Raw genomic sequence first — 11,543 nt, forward strand, 5'->3', positions numbered from 1 at the left:
GCCCTCACGGGCATGCTGGCTGCGGGTGAGTTCGGTCCAGGCCATCGTGGTCTCCGTTCAGTGTCGTACCCGAACAGAAACACAACCTCCTGAACTCACTCAATTAGTTTCAAATCGGGCTCTAAGACGGTCAACAGTTTCGACGCCGCCTTCACGCTGGAGGCAGGCCAGACCTATGTGAACGTCACCGTCCCGGTAGGCAGCAGTGCAGATTACTCAGAAGACACGATCTTTGTCGGTGATATTGCGGAAATTCGTGGTGCCGGGATCGACCAGGGTTTCCTCGCCTCAGAGAGCTTTGTCAGCGAGCTGAGCAACACCCCAACCGCGGGCGACGACGTTCTGGTCGGCACCGATGGAAAAGACCGCATTTTGGGCCTTGCGGGCGATGATGAAATTTCCGGCCTCGGCAGACGCGATACCCTGAAGGGCGGTGCTGGCCGCGACACGCTGGACGGAGACACCGGCAACGACAAACTTCTGGGCGGCACCGGTCGGGACAAGCTGTTCGGCGGCGACGGCGACGACAAACTGCTGGGCGGCGGCGCCCGTGACCGGCTGTTCGGTGGCAGTGATGCCGACATCCTGGACGGTCAGGGCGGCAACGATATTCTGACCGGTGGTCGTGGTCTGGATGTCTTCGTGTTCTCCGGCGACTTTGGCAATGACAAGATCCGCGATTTCAACGCCACACGCAACGGTGAGGACATTGATCTGAGCGGGGTGGAAAGCATCACCGGCATGCGGGATCTGCGCAACAATCACATGAGCCAGGAAGGCGACGACGTGCTCATTCAGGATGGCAACGGCAATTCGATCACTCTGCTGGACGTCGATATGGCCGACCTAGGTGTGGGCGATTTCATCTTCTGATCGTGTAATCGGATTTTCCACCGGGCCTGCATCACGCAGGCCCGACTATTCTGACATTGACCAGCAGGTGCCCTGCCCGTTCAACCGTTTCGCAGCCCCTCAGGGTATAGCTGCAATTCCTCAGCGTGCGATCACGATATCGGCCTGCAACCCGCCCAGTTCGGCGCTTTCGGTCAGGCGCAGCGTGCCGCCATGCGCCCGCGCCACATCCACAACGATGGCAAGCCCCAGTCCAACCCCGGTTCCAAGGTTCTGATTGCGCGCAGCATCCAGCCGAGTAAAGGGACGTATCGCATCACCGCGCTGCTCAGGGTCGATACCGGGACCGTCATCCTCGACCCGGATGCGCAGGGATTTTTCCGTCAAAGTCACAGAGACCCGCGCCCGGCTGCCATATCGTACCGCGTTCGAGACCAGATTTTCCACCGCCCGGCGTATCGATTGCTGGCGTAGCATCACGGTGCCAGATCCGCTCAGCTCTCCCAGCATCACATCCTTGCCTTGCCGCTGCCAATCCTCGACGATGGCATGCGCCATTTGCATCGGATCCACCGGTTCAGGCTCGCCTGTTGACGCACCGCGGGAGAAATCCAGAAAGGCATCCAGAAGCGCCTGCATTTCATCGACATCACGCAACAGCGGTTCCGCTTCCTCTTCGTCCAACATCGCCAGCCCCAACTTCAGCCGAGTCAGCGGCGTGCGCAGATCGTGGCTCACCCCCGACAGCATCAGGGTCCGCTGCTCGATCTGCCGCTCGATCCGGGCGCGCATATCCACGAAGGCGCTGCCAGCCGCCCGTACCTCTGTCGCGCCGCGCGGCGAATAAGGGATCATCCGTCCCCGGCCAAAGGCCTGCGCCGCATCCGCAAGCCGCTTGATCGGGCGCAGCTGATTGCGCAGGTAGATGAAAGAAATCAAAGCCATGAAAAGGCCGAAGAAAACCATCGTCACGATCAGCTGATGCGGCGCTGCCGCCGTCAACCGCCGCCTGTCCACCCGCAGTTCCATCCTGCCAAGGTCGGTATCCAGGAACACCTTGACCTCGCGGTTATCGGGAAACTGCGCCGCGACAAAACCCGGCAGATCCTGCTGCATCTTGTCCCGGACAACGCGGCCAGAGAATTCGTACCACCCCACCAGATCCTGCGGGTCAGGTTCATCCTCCTCAAGGAACCGTGCCCCCATCTGCAGAGGCTGCAGGAACGGAGCAATCCGCACCAGCATGTCCTGTTGGCTTTCCGCGCCTGCGCCCTGCTGTTGCAGCAATGCGATCTGCTGCATCACCGTGGCCGTCATCTGGGTGGTCACATCCTCCAGATCTCGTTTGATAAAGACGATGGAGACCACAAGCTGCATCGACACGATAGGCACGATCAAGATCAGCGCCGCCCGGCCATAAAGGCTCCGTGGAGAATATTGTTTGAGCCTTTGCAAGAACATGCGCTAAGCCTACAGGGTCGCCCCATGGCTGTGAAGGCACCCGGCAGGCTTTTGCCCCCGCGCCAGCAACAAAAGGAACGGATACCCGAATGCAGGCTCCAGACGATTTCAATCCCGCCCCCGGTCGTGCCGAAGAGCTGCAATCGGGTGTGCGCCGCATTCTGGCCCCGAACCCTTCGCCAATGACCTATCGCGGCACCAACACCTATCTGATCGGAACCCGGGATCTGGCGGTGATCGACCCAGGTCCGGTGCTGCCAGAGCATCTGGAGGCGATTTTGGCCGCAGTGGGCCCTGATCAACGTATCGGCCATATCATCGTCACCCATGCCCATGTGGATCACTCCCCCCTTGCCGACGAGCTCAGCCAGCGTACCGGCGCGCCGGTCTATGGTTTTGGCCCGGCCAGCGCAGGCCGGAGCCCGGCGATGCAGCAACTGGTCGCGCAGGGCATGACGGGCGGCGGCGAAGGCATCGACACCGAGTTTACGCCTGACATCACGGTGGCAGATGGCGATATGATCTCCGGCGAGGGCTGGAACCTTGAGGTGCTGCACACGCCCGGGCATCTGGGCAACCACATCGCGCTGGCTTTTGGGGATGCCTGTTTCACCGCTGATCACGTGATGGGCTGGGCCAGTTCGCTGGTCTCGCCGCCCGATGGCGATCTGACCGACTTCATGGCTTCCTGCCGCAAGCTGCGCGCCCGCGACTGGCGGATCTTCTATCCCGGCCACGGCGCCCCGATCACGGACCCTGCCGGACGTCTCGACTGGCTGATCGCCCACCGCGAAGCCCGCGAAGCCGCCATCATCGATGCGCTGCGCTCCGGCCCGGCCCGCCCGGGGGATCTGGCCGCCCGGATCTATACCGAAACCCCGGCGGCCCTTTTGCTCGCTGCCGAGCGCAACGTATTGGCCCATCTCATTGACCTAATGGGCAAATCCCGCGTAGCCCCGGTCGGAGACTTGAGCGCGACCGCAGAATTCAGGCTGCTGGGGTGATCCCTGGACGACCCTGCCCCAGAGTGGTTTTCGGTCCCGGATTGTGCGATCCGATGTTATTTGCATTTTTTTCGCCTCCCCCTCTGGACGCCCCCACGCAGGGCCGCTATACGGCGCGGACCGTTCCGGCGTAGCTCAGCGGTAGAGCAGTTGACTGTTAATCAATTGGTCGTAGGTTCGATCCCTACCGCCGGAGCCATATCACCTCTAAGGTGTTGAAAAGCTACGACTTCCAAACTTAGCTCCGGCGAATTTTGGATTTACGGCGTGTTTTCTTTCACAGGCGTTGCACAAAACTTGCACACGTCTGTCACAACGCCCTCGTGTTCTCTGGCTCATGAGTTCGGACCGCCCGGAAAGCAGGGCGCGATGCGGACACAAGACCACCCAACAACCGGTAAGTACCTCTATCGTCAGGGACACCGCTTCTATTTTCGAAGACGGATACCGGGGTTATCCCCAAAAATCGGACCAGTGGTCATCCCTCTGGGCACCACAGATGAGCGTTCAGCGTCTATATTAACGGGACGTATCACTGTGGAATTCGATCGAATGATGTCGTCGCTGATCCTGCTCTCTCCTGCCCTCCCTGAAGAGGTGGTCTCGAAATACATGGCCACCAGCCTGCGTCAGGTGCTGCCGGAATTTCATCGCAAGGTCCGGATTGAGCGGATGACGGGGCGCGGCCTTCAGGACGGTGCGTGGCTTCGGGATATCCAAAAGCTCGCAGTGCTGACCCTGCTGGAAGACGGTGTTCACTCGACATTTCCCCCCCATAGAATCGATCCGGCTTGGACGCCGGCGCAGGTGGAGCATATGCTTCGCATCTATCAAATCGAATATGCTCGGATCATGTCACCAGAGGCCCGACGGACGATGGTGAAAAGATTTACCGAAACCACCGGTGCGACCCTCGCTTCCATGGAGCATCACGCCCAAGTACGGGAGGCGGATCTAAAGGTCAGGCTGGCAGCCCTATCCAGCATCACTAAACGTCAAAAAGAAACCTATCTGTCGGAAGCTGATGTGCTGCTGACGTCAATAAACTCTGAACAAGTTGAACCGGTCGTCATGGCGGATCAACTGACACTCGAACCCGATACAACCACCACACCTATCAAGTGCACCAAACAACTCGCGCCTATATCCCACGGCGTCGATTTGATTGATGGGACATTTACGGTAGGCGAACTGATGAAACAATTCGCAGCGGCCCAGTCGGCACCTGAACCGGGGGACGGAAGCTACACTCGCGACATCGCCGGGATATTCTGGAGATATGCCCGACAGGAAGGCCTATCCGACGGCGTGGCGCAGCAGCGCGCCGCTGATCTGCGTCTTTTCTGTTTTGTGAATGGCATTCAAACGATCGATGAAGTCGAGCAGTGGCACCTGCGGCGATACGCGGACGCTCTCAAGGAAATCCCGAAGACCTTCCTACGGTCAGTATATGATCAGCGGCGTAGCTATGGCCAGGTGAAGGCGATCGCGGCCAACATGCCACGCGATCAGGTTGGACTGGCCTCTGGAACAATCAAACGTCACCTGAAATCTCTTGAACTTTTTTTGGGCCGCGCCGTTTCCGAGGGACACGCCCTCCGCTTCAAGCCTGAACTCGCATCTCTGCGGCCGAAAACAAGTGGTCGGGTCCTCGATCACAAACGTCGGTCCGTGTTTCGTCTCGATGAAGTCCGTACGGTGTTTGGGCATCCGCTATGGCAAGGCCACAAGAGCCCAGGCCGCCGGCATGTTCCTGGCGAGATGATCAAGAAAGACTCTCGCTATTGGGTGCCCCTGATTCTCGCATACACGGGCTCACGCCGAGCCGAGATCTCTGGCCTCCTGCCCTCTGATATCGTGACGATCGAGGGCATCCCGACAATCATCATTCAGTCTAACGCCTGGCGTGGGCTCAAAGGCGAGGAAGAAGGGACAACGGATCCGCGAAAGAAACTCACGCGGTTCGTTCCGATTCACTCGCACCTGGTGGAACTGGGTCTGATGGAACATGCCGGGCGCATGCAGGCACACGGCGAAACGTTTCTGTTCCCAGATGTTATCCCGAAGCCGCGGTCGGGCAGCGCACGCAGCCTAAGCCCTGATCCCGCTGAGGGCGTGGAAAAATTTGGCGAAAGCATCGACGACATGTGGCGGAAGGCGCTGAAGATCGCGCTGGGTGGGAATCCACGAGAGCTCTGCATGCACAGCTTGCGACACTATGTTAATGACACCCTGCTGCACGATCCCGATGTGCTTGACGTGACCAGATACGACATCACCGGACATGCTTTCCGGGGGCAGGAGCAAAGGCCCTACAGCGAGATAAACGAACAAACGTATCGTGACGATGTCAGTGTACGCATAAAAGCGGATGCGATCGAACGCTTACCCAGACTGTTCTGATAACAGAAACGAGCCTCAGTTAAGGCAGGTGCAAATCGTCTGTTCGGACGGATTTGTTATTCAGAGAGACTTGCCGCCGCCCGCCTGCACCGAGATCGTACAGGCGGGCGGGTCCGGACCGGATCAGGCGGCGCGATCGAGGGGCCGGTATGGCGCGGACCAGTCCGTATCCCGGTTGTCCGCCCGTTCGCCTTCAGGACCGGGCTGGTCCGGCGTCTTCTGGATCTCCGGCGCCTCCTCGCCGCGCGTGGGCGGTACCGTCTCCGGCCTCACCCGGGAAATCAGTTCGTCCAGAACGGGCCCGGTGAGCATGGCCTTATCGCGAAGCGCGGTGGCGATGGCCTCGAGAACCGGCGTCTGGGCCTGCAGTATGCGAAGCGCGCGCTCTTCTGCCTGGCGGAGGTGGTCCTCGACGCGGGCCGCGAGCGGCGGGTCGAGGCGCAGGCGGGCCGCGATCGTCTCGGGGTCACCGAGCCAGCTGAGGCGTTCTCCGAGTCCCCAGCTACATTCCAACGCAATGGCCATGGTCGTGGCCCTAGCGAGATCAGAGTCTGCGGCGCCGCCGGCCCCCGCAGAGGCCTCTCCGAAGGCCAACCGCTCCGCCGCGCGGCCGGCCATGTCGACGGCGAGCGCGGCCGCCAGCTCGGAGCGGCGCTGGTGGATCACGTGCCGTTCCGCATGGGTGACGCCGCCATCGCCCTGGAGGGCGAGCATGCGGGGCGTCGCGACGCCGGTGGCGGCACCGACGACGGCGTGACCGGCTTCATGCATGGCCACCTGCCAGCGGACGGCCTCCGGTATGGAGGGCCTGATCTCCGCGAGGGTCGCGGAGAGATCTTCCACACTCAGTGGGCGGCGGGCGCGCCGGGCCATTGCCCGGGCGGCGCGGACCACGCCCGCGACATCCGCGCCGCTCATGCCCGCGGCCTGCGCAGCGATGGCGGTAAGGTCGACGTCGCTCAGGTCCGGCCACACCTGCCAGCGGATCGCCTGCGGCATCAGGTCAACGGCGGGGTGGCCCAGACGCAGCACCCTGTCGAAGCGGCCGGGCCTGCGGATCGCGGCGTCCACTTTGTTTACGTGGTTGGTGGCTGCCATGGGCACAACGCCCTCGAGCCCGGCATAACCGTCAAGGCACTCGAGCAATGCCGCGACGACGTATTCGGTCCACGACGAATTATGATCGCGCCGGTCCCGGTCCCCAAAGGCGTCCACCTCGTCAATAAAGACGATACAGGGTGCTTGGGTCGCTGCCTTGGCGAAGCTTTCCTTCATGGCTTTGACGATCCCGCTCGCCCGTTCTCCCTGCGCTTGCCAGGTGGCGACCGATCCGGCGACCACGCTGATCCCGGCCTCGCGTGCAACCAGCCTGGCGACTTCCGTCTTCCCGGTCCCCGGAGGGCCGGCGAGCAAGAGGCCGCGGCTGACGTCGCGCCAGGGGATCTCGCCCGCCTGCCAGGCGCGCAGATCCTCGACGAGTTGCTCCAACGGGCCGCGGACTTGGTCGGGCAGCGGGAACTCGGCCAGCCCCGGCCTGTTCTCGGTCTCTTCGGGGGCCAGCGCGGCGGCCAGCGTCGTGACGGCGCGCTTCGGGTCGGGCCAGCGCAGGGCGAGGAGCAGGTCGCCGGGGGTGAGCCGCGCGAGCGGCGCGTTGGCGGGCAGCGCGGTGAGCGCCGTGCCGGGGGCCTCTGCCTCCGGATAGGCATCGCCGAGGATCTGCGCCAGCATCTCGCGGTCGAGGGGCGCAAGCGCGACCATCTCCGGCTGAAGCGCCCGGAGCGCCTTCGGCGCGGTTCCGGCCGCCGGGGCGATGAGGACGGTCGGGCGGCGGGTCTCCAGCGCCAAGCGCAGCGAGCCGCAGAGCCTGCTGACAGCCGGTTCGGTTGAGTCCAGTTTGCTGGACGCGGCCTTCTCGGCACTCAGGACGACGGGGATCGCCGCGCCGCGCGGCCAGAGCGCGTGGGGCTGGGCGACATGCTCGATCAGCTGGATGAGGTGCGCGTCGATTGCGGGGTCGGCGGTGGTGATCAGGGTCACAGCGCCCGGCGCGCCGAGCGCCCGGACCATCGCCTCGGCGGAGCCGAAGGTCCGGGCGACGCGGACGACGGCCAGCGCAGCCTCCGGGCGAAGGCGGTAGCGCCGGCGCGGCGCCCTGGTGTCCTCCAGGACCGGAGGCAGCGCGTCGGCGAAGCCGCTCATGGCCACATCGGCCTCGGCCTCGACCAGGTCGAGAAGGTCATCGAGGTCCCAGCTGTCATTGTGGGCGCTCGAACGGGCGGTGTCGGCCAGAGTGGTATCGCGCGGGGAGCCGGTGTCGACCGTCGCCTTGTCGCCATTGCCGGCATCGGTGGCCGTCGCAACGGACACCTCGGCGTCGTCATCCTCGGTGGGGCCGGAAGCGGTGTATGCGGTAACGGCCCAGCTGGCGGCCTGAGAAATGAGGCTATGCCGAAGCCGGGCCGCGAGGACGGTCCAGTCCGGGGTATCGGTGACCGGAATGGTGGCGGGCGGGGTCGAGAAGGAGGTCGAGGGCTGCGTCATTGGAGAGCTCCGAAAAAAGGGGGGGCCGTCGGCCCGCCGCCAAGGGGCGGGCCGAGGAAGGATCTGCGGGTGGGAAAGTGACCCGTCGGTCAGGCGGCGAGGTCGAGCCAGTCCGGCCCGTCGACTGCGCCGGGGATCGCATTGGCATGGCCGAGGCGCATGAGGGCCGCGTCCAGCGAGGCGCGCGGGTTGCGGCGAAGCTCAGAGAACTCGCTCGCGTAGATCGTGTGGCGGGTCTGCCAGTCAGCGGTGAAGCGGACCGCCATTTCCGGCAGCGCGACCATCGCCAGAATATCGAAATCCTCCGCTGAATACGGACCGCGCCCAGTCGCGCCCCTCTCCGATCTCTGCCGTAAATTGTAGACGTAGTCGCCGGTAGGCGTCCGCGTGTGGCGTGTCTTAACCTGGATGCGCAGGGGCGTGTCACCGGGAAGAAACAGGACCCTGTCGTGACGCTCGTACTCGAGCGCGGGATAGTCACGTTCCCCGAGGCGCATCAAGATCGAGGCAACGACAAGCTCTGCCGAATGACCGAGAATCTTTGCATGGCGGCAAAGGTCTTCGGTGGACATGTCAGGGTAGGCCGCCAGCGCGTTACGGGCGTCGCGGGGCTCGGCGGGACGGGTCGGCATGATGATGCCGGGCAGGAAAAGCTGTTGGGGCATGTGCGCCTCCATAGTTCGGGAAGAGGTAACGGGGGCCGTGGCCCCCTGGCGAGGTCCGGAGCGACTCAGGCCGCGAGCCCGGGTGCGTCGTCCGTGCCGTCATCGTCCGGCCCGGCTCCCCTTCCTCCGAAGTCTTCCATCGACATGAGCCGTGCGACGCCGTCGAGGAAGCGCCGCTGCGCCGCGCGCACCCAGCGAACCGCGGGCGCATCCCCCCGAACAAGCAACAGGTCGGCGCTCCCCGCCATGACTGCATGCATATGCTGGCGGTCGTCGTCATCCTCCACCGAAAGGAGCGCATGAAGCCCCTGCGCAAGCAGGCGCAGGGGCCTGTCGAGGTCGCGCTGCTCCGGCAGCGCGGTGACCTCTGCGAGCCGGGCAAAAAGATCTTCGCGTGCCGCCTCTGCCGCGGCCAAGTCCGTGGCGACCTCAGGGGCGAACACGTCGGCCACGACATCGCGCTGGATGCGCCGCTCGGCAGCCACACAGGCGTCGAGACAGCGCAGCGCGCCAGTGAAGGCGCGGCTCACCTCCGTATGCGCGCTGGGGTGCGGATGAGCCTCCCTTTCCTCTCCCGGACCTGCCCCCATCACCATCTGCGGTCCCGCTGCCGGCGGGGTGTCCTGCGGTCCCTCGGGGTCGTCGATATAGGCTCCGAGCGCGTCGAGCGCTCCATCGAAGGCCGCATTATAGATGGCGTGGCCCGGCACGGTAGTCGGCAGCTGCCAGACCCAACGCGCCACAATGAGCCCGCCGCGGATCCGGGCCACCTCGACCGGATCCCCGGACCGGATGACGGTCTTCACCAGCGCCGCGACCCGCTGAAGGGAGGCTGCCGGCAGCGTGGCGGGGGCATGTGCGATCAGCGCCTCGCAGTGCTCGAGGACACGGTTCCGGGCCTCATCGACGGCAGCCCGATAGGCGGAGAGGGCCGGGTCGAAGCCGGTCTCATCGCCAAGGTCACGCTCGGCGGCGGTCAGATCGACCAGCGCGCGGGTCATCGCGCGGGCGAGGACAAGCGGGGACAGGGTGAAGGTGAAGGGAAGCGCGGAATTGAATCCGCCCGCGCCACGGGTTACGTAATACTTAGCCATCGTAGGGTCTCCTATGGACTCTTCGGTGGTCAGGGCGGGGGCAGAGGTGCGAACTCTGGTCTCGCCCGCTTATCGGGCGCCCGATGACCTATGTGTAATTTGGTGATACCATCCCCCTTGTTCAAGTCCTAATTTACAATTAATTACACTAATCAGGAAGTCACATACCAGGCAACCAGCGCCCGCGCTTCTCCTGTGGGCTCCCTGCGTATCATAATGTACGATATTACAAAGAGGGAGCAACGCCATGCCACGTCAGTCGTCCATAACGCCCGAAGCTGTCGCCGAGGCCGCCGAAAAGCTCATCGCGCGAGGCAGCCCAGTGACGAATCAAGCCGTCCACAGCCTTTTGGGTGGCGGTTCTATGTCCACGATTTCGCCCCTGGTGAGGGCCTGGAAAGAAGATCAAAAGGAGCGTCAGGCTCTCGCAGAGCGCTATGTGCCCGAACCCATCGAGCAGCTGGCGCAAGAACTCGCGGCGCGAATATGGCGCGATGCGCAAGAAGAGGCTGGCGTTGCGACGGAGGCGCTGCGCAGAGAGCTAAAGAAGCTACGAGATCATTATTCCGAAAAACAAGCTGATCTTGAAGAAAATCTTAAGCTTGCAGGAAAGCAGCATGAGGACGCAGAAACTGCACTGCATGATGTGCAGAGTGACCTCGATATGCTCCAGACCGCCTATGAAACTCTAACCCTTGAGCATGCGCGCGCCACGGAAAAAATAGCCGGCCTAGAACAAAGAGTCTCTGACCTTCAAGGTATCCTTGAGAAAGCCGAAGCGCGCGCAGAGCGCGCGGAAGAAAGGTTGGCTTCCATCGCCAAGGGGAACTGAGCGATCTACGGCTAATGAGCCCTCATTCCGAGACAACCCCCCGTAAGCTCACCTCGAACTCTCCAGGATCGCCTGCCAAATCAACCGTCTTGAAGCGCATTCGGTGTCCCTGGATTGTCACCCCTTCATCGACTGATCCCCCTGTCTGCGGATGCAGCAGCATCCCGACGGCGGTTAAGCTAGCGGGATCGCCCGGCCGCTCCTGACTGCGCAGATAGGTGTAAAGCTGGTAGAGGTAACCACTTTTCAGAATCCGGTCTCGATAGCTGGACGCTGTGAAGATGGCCGTGAATTTCGTGTCTATCACAATTCGGCGTCCCGTTTCGACATGGTTCAACTCAATATCGGTCTGCATTCCGGGCAGGATTTCGGCGACTCCAGGGGATGCGGCCGTAACCGGCCATGACAGTCGTTTACCTTGAGCCACGGTCCAGCCTTGAGGCTCCAGTTCAAGGCGCAGGGCGTTGCCCACCGCCCGCTCGAATAGGCGGCGGATCAGGTGGTCGGTGCTGTCAGGCAGGGCGCCTGATACCTCCCCGGGCTCCTCTGTCGGGATGATCGTGTTAGAGCCCGATTTGAAACTAATTGAGTGAGTTCAGGAGGTTGTGTTTCTGTTCGGGTACGACACTGAACGGAGACCACGATGGCCTGGACCGAACTCACCCGCAGCCAGCATGCCCGTGAGGGCGAC

General features: G+C 62.9%; 9 protein-coding genes and 1 tRNA gene. 5 read left to right on the forward strand and 5 right to left on the reverse strand.

The features are described from left to right. The first annotated feature begins 177 nt into the window (after positions 1-177). Positions 178-873, forward strand: coding sequence for a calcium-binding protein (locus tag AAFO90_RS22805; RefSeq protein WP_347510893.1), 696 nt, complete (start codon positions 178-180; stop codon positions 871-873). Positions 874-993: 120 nt separating this feature from the next. Here AAFO90_RS22805 and AAFO90_RS22810 read toward each other — a convergent pair whose 3' ends face one another. Further along, positions 994-2,313, reverse strand: coding sequence for an ATP-binding protein (locus AAFO90_RS22810; RefSeq protein WP_347510894.1), 1,320 nt, complete (start codon positions 2,311-2,313; stop codon positions 994-996). A gap of 89 nt (positions 2,314-2,402) precedes the next feature. Here AAFO90_RS22810 and AAFO90_RS22815 point away from each other — a divergent pair, with 89 nt between their 5' ends. The 3 genes from AAFO90_RS22815 (at position 2,403) to AAFO90_RS22825 (ending at position 5,720) form a co-directional block, all read left to right on the forward strand. After that, positions 2,403-3,317, forward strand: a complete 915-nt coding sequence (locus AAFO90_RS22815; RefSeq protein WP_347510895.1) for an MBL fold metallo-hydrolase — start codon at positions 2,403-2,405, stop codon at positions 3,315-3,317. 124 nt (positions 3,318-3,441) lie between these two features. After that, positions 3,442-3,516: transfer RNA gene (locus tag AAFO90_RS22820), tRNA-Asn, on the forward strand. A gap of 338 nt (positions 3,517-3,854) precedes the next feature. Continuing rightward, a complete protein-coding gene (locus AAFO90_RS22825) occupies positions 3,855-5,720 on the forward strand; it encodes a hypothetical protein (RefSeq protein ID WP_347510896.1) in 1,866 nt (621 codons plus the stop codon). 123 nt (positions 5,721-5,843) lie between these two features. Here the strand turns inward: AAFO90_RS22825 and AAFO90_RS22830 are convergent, their stop codons facing one another. The 3 genes from AAFO90_RS22830 to AAFO90_RS22840 all read right to left on the reverse strand — a co-directional run bounded on the left by AAFO90_RS22830 (position 5,844) and on the right by AAFO90_RS22840 (position 10,020). Continuing rightward, a complete protein-coding gene (locus AAFO90_RS22830) occupies positions 5,844-8,261 on the reverse strand; it encodes an AAA family ATPase (RefSeq protein WP_347510897.1) in 2,418 nt (805 codons plus the stop codon). A gap of 89 nt (positions 8,262-8,350) precedes the next feature. Continuing rightward, complete coding sequence (locus tag AAFO90_RS22835; RefSeq protein ID WP_347510898.1) at positions 8,351-8,926, reverse strand: hypothetical protein; 576 nt, start codon at positions 8,924-8,926, stop codon at positions 8,351-8,353. A 65-nt stretch (positions 8,927-8,991) separates the two neighbouring features. Continuing rightward, entirely contained in the window at positions 8,992-10,020 is a 1,029-nt protein-coding gene (locus AAFO90_RS22840) for a hypothetical protein (RefSeq protein WP_347510899.1), read from the reverse strand. Between the two features lie 247 nt (positions 10,021-10,267). On the opposite strand from AAFO90_RS22840, the gene AAFO90_RS22845 reads away from it, so the two are divergent. Continuing rightward, positions 10,268-10,852, forward strand: coding sequence for a DNA-binding protein (locus tag AAFO90_RS22845; RefSeq protein WP_301068621.1), 585 nt, complete (start codon positions 10,268-10,270; stop codon positions 10,850-10,852). Between the two features lie 22 nt (positions 10,853-10,874). Here AAFO90_RS22845 and AAFO90_RS22850 read toward each other — a convergent pair whose 3' ends face one another. Further along, complete coding sequence (locus tag AAFO90_RS22850; protein WP_347510900.1) at positions 10,875-11,324, reverse strand: hypothetical protein; 450 nt, start codon at positions 11,322-11,324, stop codon at positions 10,875-10,877. Between the last annotated feature and the right edge of the window lie 219 nt (positions 11,325-11,543).

The organism is Phaeobacter sp. CAU 1743 (assembly GCF_039839315.1).
Classification (GTDB): domain Bacteria; phylum Pseudomonadota; class Alphaproteobacteria; order Rhodobacterales; family Rhodobacteraceae; genus Phycobacter; species Phycobacter gallaeciensis_A.